The organism is Micromonospora sp. NPDC049801 (assembly GCF_040656575.1).
Lineage (GTDB): Bacteria > Actinomycetota > Actinomycetes > Mycobacteriales > Micromonosporaceae > Micromonospora.
Genome location: NZ_JBFAMS010000003.1, coordinates 269,017 through 282,832 on the forward strand (window position 1 = coordinate 269,017; position 13,816 = coordinate 282,832).

Below are 13,816 nucleotides of genomic sequence, written 5' to 3' on the forward strand. Positions count from 1 at the left end.
CCTGCCGCACCGGTACGACAGGAAACGCCGGTGTGCTCAGTGGATTGAGGTCGCGGCCCACTCGCCCGGTGTCGTGCCCACCCGCGCGGCCTCATCACCGTGCGGTGTCCAGATGGCCGAGCGGCCGGCCGCCTCGCGGTAACCGCCGCCGGTCGACCCGGCGAAGCTCGCCATCGCCACCCAGACCCGGTGCGTCGTGACGATCCGCTGCGCCCGCACGTCCGGCACAGCGGCGTCCCGGGCCGACTCCAGCACGCCCGCCGCGTACACGTCGATCCCCAGGGCCGCCGTCGCCTGCGCGTGCCCGGCGACACCGGTGTCCTTGCAGACCGCCAGCCCGATCCGCCATCCGTCCACGTCGAGCACGCCCGGTGCGTCGCCCGGCCGGAACCGCCGCGCCTCCACGCCGCCCAGCCACATCTTCCGGTACGCCACCGTCACCCCGTCACCGGTCACCGCCAGCACTCCGATGTGGTCTCCGGGCACCGGCGCGCCGGCCAACGCCACCGTGCCAACCTCGGCGCACGCGTCGACAAGTGGCGTCAACCGCCGGTCGTCCATCGGCACGACCGGCCCCTGCAACTCGTACCCCGTCAGGGACAGCTCCGGGAAGACCACCACCCGGGCGCGCGCCGCGCGGACCGCGTCGGCGTGCGCCCGCGCGTTCTCCCCGACATCCAGGGGTACGCACAGCGGCTGCGCCACGGCGAGCCGCAACGGAGCGCGAGCCGGCCCGTCCGTGGCTGCCTGCGAGGTCTCCGCCTCACGGTTGGCTCTCAGGATCGCTTCGTAACGTGTGGGCATGCTTCGAACGTCGCACGCCGTCCTCGCCACCGGAACCCCCGCCGCCGCGGCCGAACCGCCGCAGGGCGGGATCGTCGGGTACGTCAGCGATCTGGTGGAACGGCTCGGCGGGCCCGGCGCGGGTCTGGCGGTGGCGTTGGAGAACCTGTTTCCGCCGATCCCCAGCGAGGTCATCCTGCCGCTGGCCGGCTTCGTGGCCGCGCAGGGTCGGATCAGCCTGGTCGGCGCGATCTTCTGGACCACGCTGGGTTCGGTGCTGGGCGCGCTGGCGCTCTATCTGATCGGCGCGTCCCTGGGCCGCGACCGGATGCGTGTCATCGTGGCCCGACTGCCCCTGGTGAAGCTCAGCGACGTCGACCGGACCGAGGCGTGGTTCCTGCGGCACGGCGTGAAGGCGGTGTTCTTCGGCCGGATGATCCCGATCTTCCGGAGCCTGATCTCCATTCCGGCCGGGGTGGAGCGGATGCCGGTGCGGACCTTCCTGCTCTACACGACGCTGGGCAGCCTGATCTGGAACACCACCTTCGTGCTCGCCGGCTATCTGCTCGGTGACAACTGGCACCTCGTCGAGGGCTACGTCGGCACCCTCCAGAACGTCGTGATCGTCGTCTGCGTCGCGGCCGTCGCCTGGTTCGTCGGCTCGCGGGTGCTGAAGGCCCGCCGCGCCGCCCGAAACCCCGAATCGGACCCGGCTCTGTCTCGCCGCGGTGCGCCCCCGGCGGGAACGCCGGATCCCGACGGTCGGGGCACCCTCTACCGGGGCGCCTCCTGGGCCTCGGACGAGCGCTAGCCCATCGCCTCCCGCACGATGTCTCCGGTCCGGTCCGGTCCGGTCCGGTCCGGTGCGGTGCGGTCCGGTGCGGTCCGGTCCGGTGCGGTCCGGTCCGGTGCGGTGCGACCCGGCAGCTTTCCGATGCCAGGGGGCGGCGACCACTCCTGCGGCGTTGATGCCGGTGAGTCATCTTGATGACTCACCGGCATCACAGCCCACAACGGCCATGCCCCGCCGCAGCCGCCCGACGGACAGCCGAACAGCGCAAGGGGACGCCAGGTGGACAGGGTGGCGGCGGACCGGCCCATGGCACGCTCACCTGCGGCTGCCGGTGGGCGTCGCCGTGGGCGCCCCGACGACGAGCGCCGGGTGGTGCGCCTTGGGCGTGATGTCCGGTTTCGGGTGGCGATGGGGTGTGACCGGGTGCATCCCCGGGCCGGAATCGTGGCCGACCTGCGGTCGTTACACACCCTGACGATCGCAGGACCACGGCCACCCCGCCCGGGGAATGGTCGGCCGGACCGGGTCGTTGCAGACCCCCGAACGACCGCAGGACGGCCCCGGGTCCGCTTCCGGATCCACGGCTGAGGGCCCGGGAATGACCCCGGACCGGCGGTCGTTACACACGGTCCCGGCGCCCACGAGCGACTTCCCTCGCCCGTCGGACGCCGCCCCGGCACCGCTCCGCTTGGTGCCGCGACCCGAGACCCCCCGTTTGTGCAGCGCCGGACGAGGTGCGCACATCCGCGTCGCCGTTCCCCTGTGGTGAGGCGGGTGTTTCCTACCCCCGAAGGAGCTACCCCCATGAACACGATCTTCCGTAAGAGCATGCTGTCCGTTGCCGGTCTCGCGTTCGCCGGTGGTGTCTTCGCCGGCCCGATCGCCCATGTCGCCGCCCCGAGCACCGACCCCCGGCCGGTCGCCGTGGTGCAGGCCGACAAGCCCGACCCGAGCAAGCTGATCCCGCACGGCACCCAGGGCGCGCAGTCGCACATCGACCTGAACGACGAGCAGACCGGCAACGCCAAGGCCATCATCGCGGCCACGAAGAAGGCGGGCCTGCCCGAGCGTGCGGCGGTCATCTCGATCGCGACGAGCCTGCAGGAGTCGAAGCTGGAGAACCTGGGTCACCTCGGCGACATGAACGACCATGACTCGCTGGGTCTGTTCCAGCAGCGCCCGTCGAGCGGTTGGGGCACGCCGGAGCAGATCACGGACCCGGAGTACTCGACGACGGCGTTCCTCAAGGGCCTGCGTCAGGTTGACGGCTGGCAGGACATGCCGCTGACCGAGGCCGCGCAGACCGTGCAGGTGTCGGCCTACCCGGACGCGTACGCCCAGTGGGAGCAGCAGGCCGCCGACCTGGTCGGCCAGTACTGGAACAGCTGACGCACGACCGCATCGATGGCCGGCGCCCCCCGGGGTGCCGGCCATCGGCATCCCCACCGCCGGCCCGACTCGTCGCCCGAACGACCTCGCCGGAGGGGAACATCGGGCGGCGTCGGCTGGTTGTAGACCAGTGTCGGTGTGACTCAGTGTCCCCGGGCCTCACCTACATAGCCTTCGCGGAATACCGTTCGGCTGGAGCCGCGTCGCGCCACTCGCCGAGAGGCGACCTGCACACCGACACCGGCGCCGCCCCCGACCACGGTCGGGGGCGGCGCTTTCGTGTCCACCGGGCACGATGACCGGCCCGCGCTCGCGGCACAATGTGCCGATGGATGCCGCGCAGACCTGGTCCGAGCAGCCCGGGTTGCTCGTATTGCCCAGCGGGGCGGTGGTGCGGGGACGCCGCATCGCCGCGACCGCCCCGCCGGCCGACTTCGCGCTGCTGCTGGCGCCTGGACCGGAACCGGTCTGGCCATCCCGGCGGATCAGGTGGCCCGACTTCTGGGTGCCGCTCGATCGGGAGGACGCACTCGACGCGCTGCGCGAGGCGCTGCGGAGGGCCCGCGACGGCGAGCGCGTCGAGGTGGCCTGCCGGGGCGGGATCGGCCGCACCGGCACGGCGCTGGCCGCGCTGGCGATCCTCGACGACCTGCCGGCCGAGCGGGCGGTGTCCTGGGTCCGGGCGGGCTACCACCCGAAGGCGGTCGAGACACCCTGGCAGCGGCGGTGGCTGCGCCGCGTCGCCTGACCACCGGCGTCGCCGGCCACCCGACAGCGCCGGCCGCGCACCGGCCACCCGACAGCGCCGGCCGCGCACCGGCCGCCGCTGGCCCGCCCACATCGCCGCCCGGGGCGCCCGGACCGCCCTCCGTGCGGCGTCAGGTCAAGTCGCCCGGCCCGGGTACCGCCGACCCGTCACCGCATCGTGGGCTTGTGGACGTACTCGCGCAGGTGGGTGGCGGTGAGAGTGTCGCCGTGGGCGACCAGGTCGGCCGGCGTGCCGGTGAAGACGATGCGACCGCCGTCGTGCCCGGCGCCCGGCCCGAGGTCGATGAGCCAGTCCGCGTGGGCCATCACGGCCTGGTGGTGCTCGATGACGATGTGTTGCCCGCGTCGACCATGCGGTCCAACAGGGCCAACAGTTGGTCCACGTCGGCCAGGTGCAGGCCGGTGGTGGGCTCGTCGAGGACGTACGTGCTGGTCTTCTCCGCCAGGTGGATGGCGAGCTTGAGTCGTTGCCGCTCCCCGCCGGACAGGGTGGTCAGCGGCTGACCGAGGCTGAGGTAGCCCAACCCGACGTCGACCAGCCGGTCGAGGATCAGGTGGGCCGGCCCGCTGGGGAAGAACCCGTGTGCCTCGGTGACCGACATGGCCAGCACCTCGCTGATGTTCTTGCCGCGCAGTGTGTACGTGAGCACCTCGTCGGTGAACCGCCGCCCCGCGCAGCGCTCGCAGACGCTCGCCACGCCGGCCATCATCGCCAGGTCGGTGTAGATCAGCCCGATGCCCTTGCAGGCCGGGCAGGCGCCCTCGGAGTTCGCGCTGAACAACCCGGCCTTGACGCCGTTGGCCTTGGCGAAGGCGGTACGGATCGGGTCGAGCAGCCCGCTGTAGGTGGCCGGGTTGCTGCGTCGTGACCCGCGAATCGGGGACTGGTCGACGATCACCACACCGGACCGGCCGCGCAGCGAGCCGTGGATCAGCGAACTCTTGCCCGAGCCAGCCACGCCAGTGACCACGGTGAGGACGCCGAGCGGGATGTCCACGTCCACGTCGCGCAGGTTGTGCAGGTCGGCGCGGCGGATCCCGAGCTGGCCGGTCGGTCGGCGTACCTCGTCGCGCAGGGTCACGCGGTGGTCCAGGTGCCGGCCGGTGAGCGTGTCTGCGCGGCGCAGGCCGGGGACGTCGCCGGTGAAGCAGATCTGCCCGCCGGCCGTGCCCGCGCCGGGTCCCAGGTCGACGACGTGGTCGGCGATGGCGATGGTCTCCGGCTTGTGCTCCACCACCAGCACGGTGTTGCCCTTGTCGCGCAGCCGCAGCAGCAGGTCGTTCATCCGGGCGATGTCGTGCGGGTGCAGGCCGACGGTGGGTTCGTCGAAGACGTACGTGACGTCGGAGAGGCTGGAGCCAAGGTGTCGGACCATCTTCACCCGCTGCGCCTCGCCGCCGGAGAGGGTCGCGGACTCCCGGTCCAGGCTGAGGTAGCCCAACCCGATCTCGACCAGTGAGTCGAGCAGGTCACGCAGGTTGCCGATCAGCGGGGCGACCCCCGGGTCGTCGATGGTCCGGACGAACGCGGCCAGGTCGCTGATCTGCATGGCGGAGCACTCGGCGATGCTGCGGCCGGCGATCCGTGACGACAGGGCGGCGGCGTTGAGCCGGGTGCCGGCGCAGGACGGGCAGGTGGTGAAGGTGACCGCACGGTCGACGAAGGCGCGGATGTGCGGCTGCATCGACTCGCGGTCCTTGGCCAGGAGGAGCCGCTTGACCTTGACCGCGAGCCCTTCGTACGTCCAGTTGTTGCTGCCTACCTTGATCTTCGTGGCTGGCTTGTGCAGGAAGTCCTCCCACTGCTGCGGGGTGAAGTCCTGGAGTTTGGCGTCGGGGTCGAACAGGCCGGAGCCGACGATGGTCTGCCAGTACCAGGAGCCGACGGCGAAGTTGGGCGCGGTGATCGCGCCGTCGTTGAGCGAGCGTTCGACGTCGACCAGCTCGTTGACGTCGAGGTCGGAGACCCGGCCGAGTCCTTCACAGGTGAGGCACATGCCCTCGGGCAGGTTGAAGCTGAACGCGCCCGCGCCACCGACTGACGGCTCGCCGAGCCGGCTGAAGAGGATCCGCAGCATGGCGTACGCGTCGGTGGCGGTGCCGACGGTGGAGCGGGAGTTGACGCCCATCCGTTCCTGGTCGACGACGATGGCGGCGCTGAGGTTGCGCAGCGAGTCGACGTCCGGCCGGTTGAGGTTCGGCATGAACGACTGGAGGAACGCGCTGTAGGTCTCGTTGATCATGCGCTGGGACTCGGCGGCGATGGTGCCGAAGACCAGCGACGATTTACCTGACCCGGAGACACCGGTGAAGACGGTCAACCGGCGCTTGGGGATGTCGACCGAGACGCTCGCGAGATTGTTCTCCCGCGCTCCGCGTACCTCGATCATGTCGTGGCTGTCGGCGGCGGACCTTGCTGGCTGCGACATGCGAACCCTTCACGAAGTGATGGCAGAACGACCCCGCCCTGCACGGGACGCATTAAATTGTCTCATTAATCCTCACAGAGAGGGTTTGACGAACAATCGAGCGTGCGGCTGTGACTTAAGGACGGGAAAGTCTCAAATCACATGACAAGCGGTACGGTTGCCCGGTGGAGGCCATGCCGAAGGATCGCCTGCGAGCCGTGGACCTCGCCGCCACCGTCGGGATCTCGGTGCAGCAGGTGCGCAATTACGTCGAGGAGGGCGTCCTGCCGCCGGTGCGGCGAACCGCGAGCGGCTACCGGATCTTCACGACCGCGCACGCCCGCGCGCTGACCGTGGCCCGCCGGCTGGCCGAGGGGCACGGCTGGGGCCGTACCCGGGAGATCATGGCGGCGGTGCACCGGGGCGACGTGCCGGCGGCCCTGGCGGCGCTCGACGGCGGCCATGCCGAACTGGACCGCGAACGCGCCGACATCCGCCGGGTGCTCGGTGCCTTCGAAACCGTGCTGGCCAACCCGCCGGCGACCCGGCCGGCCCAGCGCCGTGGTGTCCGCATCGGCGAGGTGGCGGCGCTGGTCGGCGTGCGGACCTCGCAACTGCGCCTGTGGGAGGCGCGCGACCTGGTGCGGCCGGGCCGCGCGCCCGGCACCAACTACCGGGTGTACGACGAGACCGAGCTGCGCGCCGCGCAGGTCGTCGCGCTCCTGCGTCGGGGCGCGTACCCGTTCGAGATCATCGAGGCGGTGCTGGGCGAGCTGCGCACCACCGGCAGCGCGCAGCGGGTACGCGCCGAGCTGGCCCGTCGTGAGCAGGACCTGCACGCCCGCAGCCTGCGGCGGTTGCGGGGCAGTGCCGCGTTGCACGACTACCTGGTGGAGCGGTCCGCCGCCGGATGGTCGAGCGGCCAACCGCTCCCGCCGAGCGATCTTGTTGGCTAGGGTCGGGCACATGAGAGCTGCTGCGCTGCTGGCGGTCACGGCGGCTGCCGTCCTGCCCGCTTCCGCGCCGGCTGTCGGCACGGCGGCGGCGGCCACGCGTACCGCTGCCGCCCCGCCGGCCGTGCGGTGTCCGCGGGCGTCGGCCCCGACGGTGTCCCGGCCGCCGCGCCCGTCGCCCCCGCCCACCGTGCCCGAGGCTCGGGTGGTCGGCGGCGTCGGACTGGCGACCAGCGGCCTGGTCGTGCCGGCCGGCGTGGACGCGCCACCGGCGATCACTGCCACGTCGTGGCTGGTCGCGGACCTCGACTCCGGCCAGGTGCTCGGCGGCTGCGGCCCGCACGAGTACGGCACCCCGGCCAGCGTCCAGAAGCTGTTGCTGGCGGCCACGATGATGCCCCGACTCGACCCCGCCCAGACGGTGACCGTCACCGCGGCGGACATGAACATCGAGCCCGGCTCGTCCGCCGTCGGCCTGGTCGAGGGTGGCCGCTACACGATCGAGACGATCTGGCTGGGGCTGCTGCTGAACTCCGGCAACGAGGCGGCGAACGCGCTGGCCCGTCTCGGCGGTGGCCCGGACGGCGCGGCCGGGGGAGTGCGCGCCATGAACGAGCAGGCGCACCACCTCGGCGCGCTCCAGACACATGCCGTCACCCCGTCCGGGCTGGACGGCAAGGGCCAGTTCACCAGCGCGTACGACCTGGCGCTGATCGCCCGGTCCTGCTTCGCGCAGCCGACGTTCCGCCGGTACGCGCTCACCGACCTGGCGACGATCCCCGCGCAGCCGGCACAGCGGACGAAGGGGTTCCAGATCCAGAACGAGAACCAGCTCATCTACCGGTACCCGGGCGCGTTGGGCGGCAAGACGGGCTTCACCGACCTGGCGCGGCACACGTACGTCGGAGCGGCGCAACGCGACGGTCGCCGGCTGGTGGTGACGTTGCTGGGTGCCGAGCCGACGCCGAAGCGGGGCTGGGAGCAGGGCGCGGCCCTGTTGGACTGGGGTTTCTCGCTGCCCCGCGACGTCGGCGTCGGTCGCCTGGTCGAGCCGGGAGAGTTGACCGCCACGCCTTCGGCGACCCCGTCCGTGCTGGCCGCGCCCGGTCCGCCCCGCCCGGCGGCGGCCAGCGGTCCGGCGCACACCGGTTCCGGCTGGCTCTGGTCGGTTTCCGCGCTCAGTGGCGCGGGGGTGCTGGTGCTGCTGGGTGGGCTGCTGTGGCACCGCCGCCGCCGGTTGTCCTGACGGGTCGGCAACCGGCCGCAGCGATCGACAACCGGCTCCGGCATCCATAGACTCCGGTCTTTCTGGCAGCGCGAGTCCCAGGAGGATCCCTGTGTCGAGTGAACGCGAAACGCCCTCCGGCGCGGCGGCACCCCGCCCGTCGGTACGTGCGCTGACCCGTCTCGCGGGCGTGACGGTGATCGCCGCGGCGCTGGTCGTCGGCTCTTCGGTCACCGCGCTGGCCGCGCCGGGCGCGACCGTCGACGCGTCCGGCGTCGCCAGCGTCGCGCACGCTCCGGCGCCGCCCGCCGCTGACCGCCCGCCGCGCACCACGCACGGCCCGTGCGCGTACACCGAGACGCCCGACGAGCCGGCCGCCCGACCCGTGCCGCTGCCACCCGACCCGCGCCGCCCGCCGGACCGGGGCACCGTCCGCGTGACGCTCTCCACGAACCAGGGGCCGATCGGGTTGACCCTGGACCGGGCTGCCGCGCCGTGCACGGTGCAGAGCTTCCTGCACCTGGTCGGCAAGCGGTTCTACGACCGCACCCCGTGTCACCGGCTCACCGCGTACCCCACGCTCAGCGTGTTGCAGTGCGGCGACCCGTCCGGCACCGGCGAGGGCGGACCGGGCTACCGGTACCGCGACGAGCTGCCCACCGACCTGCCGCCCGCGCCCACCGACCCGACCGGCGTACGGCGGCTCTACGCGCGGGGCGTGCTCGCGATGGCCAACGCCGGTCCGGACACCAACGGCAGCCAGTTCTTCCTGGTGTACGCCGACTCGGCGCTGCGGCCCAACTACACGATCTTCGGGACGGTCGACGCGGCCGGGCTGGACACGCTGGACCGGGTCGCCGCCGGCGGCGTCGCGCCGACGGCCGAGGATCCCGCGCCGGTCGACGGCGCGCCCGCCCTGCCGGTGACCATCTGTCGGGCCGTACGCGCACACCACCACTGATCCGCTGGGCGCGGTGGGCGGCGAGGGCCGCTCACCGCGCCACCGGTTGCCGGAACTTCCGGGAGCCCGACCGGTAGCGGTGGAACCGGGTATCCGACCCGGTTCAGGCCGTTGGAACGACGTGGGTCACCCGGTCGACGGCGTGGTGGCGCTGTCCCGGACGACCAGTTCGGTGGCGAGCTCCACCCGGGGGGAGTCGATGCCCTCACCCTGGGCCAGCCGCAGTACCGTCCGCGCCGCGAGGCGGCCCATCTCCACCAGGGGCTGCCGGACGGTGGTCAGCGGCGGGGACGCCCAGCGGGCCTCCGGCAGGTCGTCGAATCCCACCACGCTGACGTCGTCGGGGACCCGCAGCCCTCGGCGGCGGATGGCCTCGTAGACGCCGAACGCCATCTGGTCGCTGGCCGCGAAGATGCCGGTCGGCGGATCGGCCAGGTCGAGCAGCGCCGTGCCGCCCGCGAAGCCGGAGGCGTGGTAGAAGTCGCCCGGGTAGATCAGCGCGTCGTCCACCGGCACTCCGGCGGCCTCCAGCCCGGCCCGGTAGCCGTCGAGGCGGGCCCGGCTGCACAGCAGATGTGTCGGTCCGGCCACGAATCCGATCCGGCGGTGGCCGACCGCCAGCAGGTGCTCGGTCGCGGCGAGCCCGCCCGCCCAGTTGGTCGCGCCGATGGTCGGCACGTCCATGGCCGGCACGCCGGCCGGGTCGACGACCACCACCGGCACGTTGAGGCGGCGCAGCTGTGCGTGCAGCGGCGGGCTCAGGTGCGACGTCACGAAGATGACCCCGTCGGTGGCCCGGGTGCGCAGGTTCTGCAACCACTGCCGGGCCGCGGTGGGCTGCCGGTGGATCGCGGAGACGACGGTGCCGACACCCGCGCCGTGCCCGACGTCCTCGACGCCCCGGATGATCTCCACGGCCCAGGGGCTGTCCAGGTCGTTGAAGACCAGGTCGACGAGGCCGGCGCGGCGGACGCTGCGGCTGCTGCGGCGCCGGTAGCCGTGGTGGCGCAACAGCTCCTCGACGCGTTCCCGGGTGTCGGGGGCCACATCGGACCGGCCGTTGAGCACCCGTGACACGGTCGGCACCGAGACGCCGGCCTCCCGTGCGATCGCGGTGATGGTCACCCTGCGTCCGTCGTCCGCGTCCACCCGTGTCTCCTTCACCGCTCCGGGAGGGGCCACCGCCCGCGTCGCCCGTCCCGTGTCCCGGAACGGCACGCCCGCTCCTCGGGTCATCTTGCCTCACCGAGGGGGGTTGACGACACGCCAGGTCGGTCATAGCGTTCGGCAGAGTTGCGGAAATGTTCCGGTAATTTGTCGGATGCGTCTCGGCGTACCGTCCCACGTGACAGACAAGGACGCCATGTACACGGACCTGCCCGAGGAGCAGCTACGCGAGTACCGCGGCGTGGTGCGCGAGCCCGCCGACTTCGACGACTTCTGGGCGCGCACGCTCGCCCAGGCGCGCGACGCGGCGTGGCCGGTCCGGCTCGAACCCGTGGTGACCGGTCTGACCGCCATCGACGTGTACGACGTGACGTTCCCCGGCTTCGCCGGACAGCCCGTACGGGCCTGGCTCCGGGTTCCCCACGGCACCGGCACCGCCCTGCCGACCGTCGTGCAGTACGTGGGCTACGGCGGCGGGCGTGGGCACCCGCTGGAGAACCTGCTCTGGGCGACCGCCGGGTTCACCCATCTACAGATGGACACCCGGGGGCAGGGCTCCGGCTGGAGCCGGGGCGACACGACGGACCTGGGCGCGACCGGCGCGCAGGCGCCCGGCGTGGCGACGCGGGGCATCGCCGACCCACGCACGTACTACTACCGACGGTTGATCACCGACGCGGTACGGGCCGTGGACGCCGCCCGTACCCTGCCCATGGTCGACCCGACCCGACTGGCGGTGCTCGGGCACAGCCAGGGCGGGGCCATGGCGCTCGCGGCCGGCGCGTTGGCCCCCGGTGTGCGGGCGGTGGTGGCCCTCGTGCCGTTCCTGTGCGACATTCCCCGCGCCGTGGTGGTCACCGACGCCCACCCGTACCGGGAGATCCGTGACTACCTGGCGATCCACCGCGACGCCGAGGAGCGGACGCTGACGACCCTGTCGTACGTCGACGGCGTCAACTTCGCGCGGCGCTGCCGCCGGCCCACCCGCTACTCGGTGGCGTTGATGGACGACATCGTGCCGCCCTCGGGTGTCTACGCCGCCCACAACTCCCACGCGGGACCGACCGAGCTGTCGGTGTGGCGCTACAACGGCCACGAGGCCGGGGGTATCGACGACGACGAGGCGGCCCTGCGCTTCCTCGCCGCGCAGTTGGTCGAGACGCCCGAGGCGACGAGGGTCGGCGTCCACCCGGTTCCGCTGACGTCCGGCGACTGAGCGGGCCCGCTGGACCGGGCGCGGGACGCCCCGACCGATCCGCCGCGCGCCACCGACCGCCTTTGGTAAACAGGACCTGTGCGCAGGTCAGGACGGTTGGGTGGCGTCGCCGTACTCGCGCTCGCCGCGGCGCTCGGCGGCTGCTCCTCGCCGCCGCGCCCCACGCCGACGGTCGCCACCCCGGTCTCGGCGAGCCCTCGACCGACGCCTGACGGCCCTACCGCCCGCCCGAGCGCGACCCCGCCGGGCGCGGGCGAGTTGCCGAATTTTGTGGTGCTGACCGACGTCGACCCGCGCATCCACGCCGACATCCGGTACGCCACGGCGCACAACTTCGTGGGCCGGCCGATCGCCGGCTACCGCGAACCGCTGTGCCTGCTCACCCGGCCGGCGGCCGAGGCGCTGCGTCGGGTCCAGGACGCCGCGCTCGCCGGGGGCCACAGCCTCAAGGTGTACGACTGCTACCGCCCGCAGCCGGCGGTGGACGACTTCGTCGCCTGGTCGAAGCGTCCCGGCGAGCAGCAGACCAAGGCCGAGTTCTACCCGGACCTGGCGAAGGACAGGCTCTTCGCCGACGGCTACATCGGTGCGCCGACCGCGCACAGCCGGGGCAGCACGATGGACCTCACCCTCGTCGACGAGCCCGCCGCCAGCCAACCTCCGTACCGGCCCGGCCAGTCGCTGGTGGCCTGCACCGCGCCCCGGGCGCAGCGCTTCGCGGACAACACCATCGACATGGGTACGGGCTTCGACTGCTTCGACGCCCGAGCGCACACCGACGACCCCCGGATCACCGGGACCGCCCGGGACAACCGGCGGTTGCTGCGACGGCTGATGACCGACGCCGGATTCGTGAACTACGACCGGGAGTGGTGGCACTACCGCCTGCGCGACGAGCCGTACCCGGACACGTTCTTCGCCGCGCCGGTCGCCCGTTCGTCGGTCGGCTGAGACCCGGCTCAGGTCCAGTAGAGGACACGGCAGGCGGGTATCCGCGCGGTCAGCTCGTCGGTGAACCACCGTCGCAGCTCGGCCATCGTGTCCCGAGGGTAGACGTACTTCACCGCGCCGAACCTGCCGTGTTTGCGGCTGCGCGCCGCTACGTCCATCTCCAGCCGGGTACGCGGGTACCAGCCGAGCAGCACCTCCCGGCTGCCGGGCGTGAACCGGTGGGTGATCAGCTCGGCGGTCAGGTCCAGCTCCGGTACCCCGTCGACCGCCGCGCGGACCTGGTCCAGCAGGTCGCCGTACGCCTCGCGCCAGTCGGGCAGCGCGATGATGGGCGCGATGGTCAGCCCGACGGGATAACCGTCGAGCGCGAGCCGGCGCAGGGCGGCGAGCCGGTCCGGCACCCGGGCGGTGCCGCCCTCGAACCGCTGGCTGACCGGGGCGCAGTTGACGCTGAACCGGACCCGGGTGCGGCCGTGGTGGGGCAGGCCGACGAAGCTGTCCACGTCGGCGTACTTGGTGGTCCAGCGCAACTGCACGGGGGCGTCCCAGTCGGCGAAGTGCCGCACCGCCCGTTGCCAACTGCCGGTCAGGTGCTCCAGCGCCAGGGGGTCGGTGTAGCAGGACGCCTCGAACGTGGTGCCCTCGTCGGCGCGACGCGCGTCGCGGCTGGTCACCGTGCCGCGCCCGGCGTACGGAGTCAGTCCGGCGAGGATGTCGTCGAGGTCCGCGTACACCCGGGTCACCGGCGGGCCGGAGAGCGAGCCGGCCAGGTAGCAGTACTGGCAGTGCGCGGGGCAGCCCTCGGCGAGGTCGACGCGCCAGTCGGCGCTGGGCGCGATGGGTTGCAGGTCGCGCCGGGACGGCGGGCTCACCACGATCGCCATGGTCGCCTTGGCCCGCGCGTAGGTCTCGCGGTCGGTCTGCCCGCGTACTCCGCTGAGTCGATTGGATCGGAGCCGTTCCACCTCGATGCCGAGCGCCTGCACCCGGTCGACGATCCGCTGTCCGTGCGGGTGGTCCAGGGCGGCGGGGGTGGCCACCACCCGGCCCGGCGTCCACCGGCGCGCGGGTCGCGCCTCCGGGGCGAGGGCGGCCAGGTCGCGGATCGGCACCCGCTCGCCGCTGGCGTCGTGCGTCGCGGCGGGCACGTCCACAGCCAGCGGCCTGTCGACGTCGACGGCATCCGGGCTGGTCATCGGGCC

11 protein-coding genes and 1 pseudogene are annotated in these 13,816 nt (G+C 72.7%); 8 read left to right on the plus strand and 4 right to left on the minus strand.

Annotated features, from left to right (window positions below; all coding sequences use genetic code 11):
• Positions 1 to 36: 36 nt before the first annotated feature.
• Positions 37 to 717, minus strand: a complete 681-nt coding sequence (locus tag AB0I89_RS07010) for a carbon-nitrogen hydrolase family protein (protein ID WP_357122172.1) — start codon at positions 715 to 717, stop codon at positions 37 to 39.
• An 85-nt stretch (positions 718 to 802) separates the two neighbouring features.
• On the opposite strand from AB0I89_RS07010, the gene AB0I89_RS07015 reads away from it, so the two are divergent.
• The 3 genes from AB0I89_RS07015 to AB0I89_RS07025 all read left to right on the plus strand — a co-directional run bounded on the left by AB0I89_RS07015 (position 803) and on the right by AB0I89_RS07025 (position 3,713).
• A complete protein-coding gene (locus AB0I89_RS07015; RefSeq protein WP_357121483.1) occupies positions 803 to 1,594 on the plus strand; it encodes a DedA family protein in 792 nt (263 codons plus the stop codon).
• Between the two features lie 786 nt (positions 1,595 to 2,380).
• Complete coding sequence (locus AB0I89_RS07020) at positions 2,381 to 2,965, plus strand: hypothetical protein (protein WP_357121486.1); 585 nt, start codon at positions 2,381 to 2,383, stop codon at positions 2,963 to 2,965.
• A 328-nt stretch (positions 2,966 to 3,293) separates the two neighbouring features.
• A complete protein-coding gene (locus AB0I89_RS07025; RefSeq protein WP_357121489.1) occupies positions 3,294 to 3,713 on the plus strand; it encodes a protein-tyrosine phosphatase family protein in 420 nt (139 codons plus the stop codon).
• 167 nt (positions 3,714 to 3,880) lie between these two features.
• Here the strand turns inward: AB0I89_RS07025 and AB0I89_RS07030 are convergent.
• Positions 3,881 to 6,162 (minus strand): annotated as a pseudogene (locus tag AB0I89_RS07030) (excinuclease ABC subunit UvrA).
• 173 nt (positions 6,163 to 6,335) lie between these two features.
• On the opposite strand from AB0I89_RS07030, the gene AB0I89_RS07035 reads away from it, so the two are divergent.
• The 3 genes from AB0I89_RS07035 (at position 6,336) to AB0I89_RS07045 (ending at position 9,280) form a co-directional block, all read left to right on the plus strand.
• Complete coding sequence (locus tag AB0I89_RS07035) at positions 6,336 to 7,097, plus strand: MerR family transcriptional regulator (RefSeq protein ID WP_357122175.1); 762 nt, start codon at positions 6,336 to 6,338, stop codon at positions 7,095 to 7,097.
• Between the two features lie 10 nt (positions 7,098 to 7,107).
• Positions 7,108 to 8,340 carry a D-alanyl-D-alanine carboxypeptidase gene (locus AB0I89_RS07040; protein ID WP_357121492.1) on the plus strand — a complete coding sequence of 411 codons (1,233 nt, stop codon included), beginning with the start codon at positions 7,108 to 7,110 and terminating at the stop codon, positions 8,338 to 8,340.
• Between the two features lie 91 nt (positions 8,341 to 8,431).
• A complete protein-coding gene (locus AB0I89_RS07045) occupies positions 8,432 to 9,280 on the plus strand; it encodes a peptidylprolyl isomerase (RefSeq protein ID WP_357121495.1) in 849 nt (282 codons plus the stop codon).
• Between the two features lie 126 nt (positions 9,281 to 9,406).
• On the opposite strand, the gene AB0I89_RS07050 is transcribed toward AB0I89_RS07045, so the two are convergent.
• Positions 9,407 to 10,429 (minus strand): LacI family DNA-binding transcriptional regulator, encoded by a 1,023-nt coding sequence (locus AB0I89_RS07050; protein WP_357121498.1) that lies wholly within the window; start codon positions 10,427 to 10,429, stop codon positions 9,407 to 9,409.
• Positions 10,430 to 10,643: 214 nt separating this feature from the next.
• Between AB0I89_RS07050 and AB0I89_RS07055 the strand changes: the two genes are divergently transcribed.
• Both AB0I89_RS07055 and AB0I89_RS07060 read left to right on the plus strand, forming a co-directional pair.
• Positions 10,644 to 11,663 (plus strand): acetylxylan esterase, encoded by a 1,020-nt coding sequence (locus AB0I89_RS07055; protein ID WP_357122178.1) that lies wholly within the window; start codon positions 10,644 to 10,646, stop codon positions 11,661 to 11,663.
• Positions 11,664 to 11,741: 78 nt separating this feature from the next.
• Positions 11,742 to 12,614: a M15 family metallopeptidase gene (locus AB0I89_RS07060; RefSeq protein WP_357121501.1), complete on the plus strand. Its 873-nt coding sequence runs from the start codon at positions 11,742 to 11,744 to the stop codon at positions 12,612 to 12,614.
• Between the two features lie 8 nt (positions 12,615 to 12,622).
• Here the strand turns inward: AB0I89_RS07060 and AB0I89_RS07065 are convergent, their stop codons facing one another.
• Positions 12,623 to 13,810 carry a spore photoproduct lyase family protein gene (locus AB0I89_RS07065; RefSeq protein ID WP_357121504.1) on the minus strand — a complete coding sequence of 396 codons (1,188 nt, stop codon included), beginning with the start codon at positions 13,808 to 13,810 and terminating at the stop codon, positions 12,623 to 12,625.
• Between the last annotated feature and the right edge of the window lie 6 nt (positions 13,811 to 13,816).

Bases quoted from the DNA above. Each gene is read 5' to 3' on its own strand.
- AB0I89_RS07055 (WP_357122178.1), top strand. From the start codon at position 10,644: ATGTACACGGACCTGCCCGAGGAGCAGCTACGCGAGTACCGCGGCGTG.
- AB0I89_RS07015 (WP_357121483.1), top strand. From the start codon at position 803: ATGCTTCGAACGTCGCACGCCGTCCTCGCCACCGGAACCCCCGCCGCC.
- AB0I89_RS07025 (WP_357121489.1), top strand. From the start codon at position 3,294: ATGGATGCCGCGCAGACCTGGTCCGAGCAGCCCGGGTTGCTCGTATTG.
- AB0I89_RS07020 (WP_357121486.1), top strand. From the start codon at position 2,381: ATGAACACGATCTTCCGTAAGAGCATGCTGTCCGTTGCCGGTCTCGCG.
- AB0I89_RS07035 (WP_357122175.1), top strand. From the start codon at position 6,336: ATGCCGAAGGATCGCCTGCGAGCCGTGGACCTCGCCGCCACCGTCGGG.
- AB0I89_RS07040 (WP_357121492.1), top strand. From the start codon at position 7,108: ATGAGAGCTGCTGCGCTGCTGGCGGTCACGGCGGCTGCCGTCCTGCCC.
- AB0I89_RS07065 (WP_357121504.1), bottom strand. From the start codon at position 13,810: ATGACCAGCCCGGATGCCGTCGACGTCGACAGGCCGCTGGCTGTGGAC.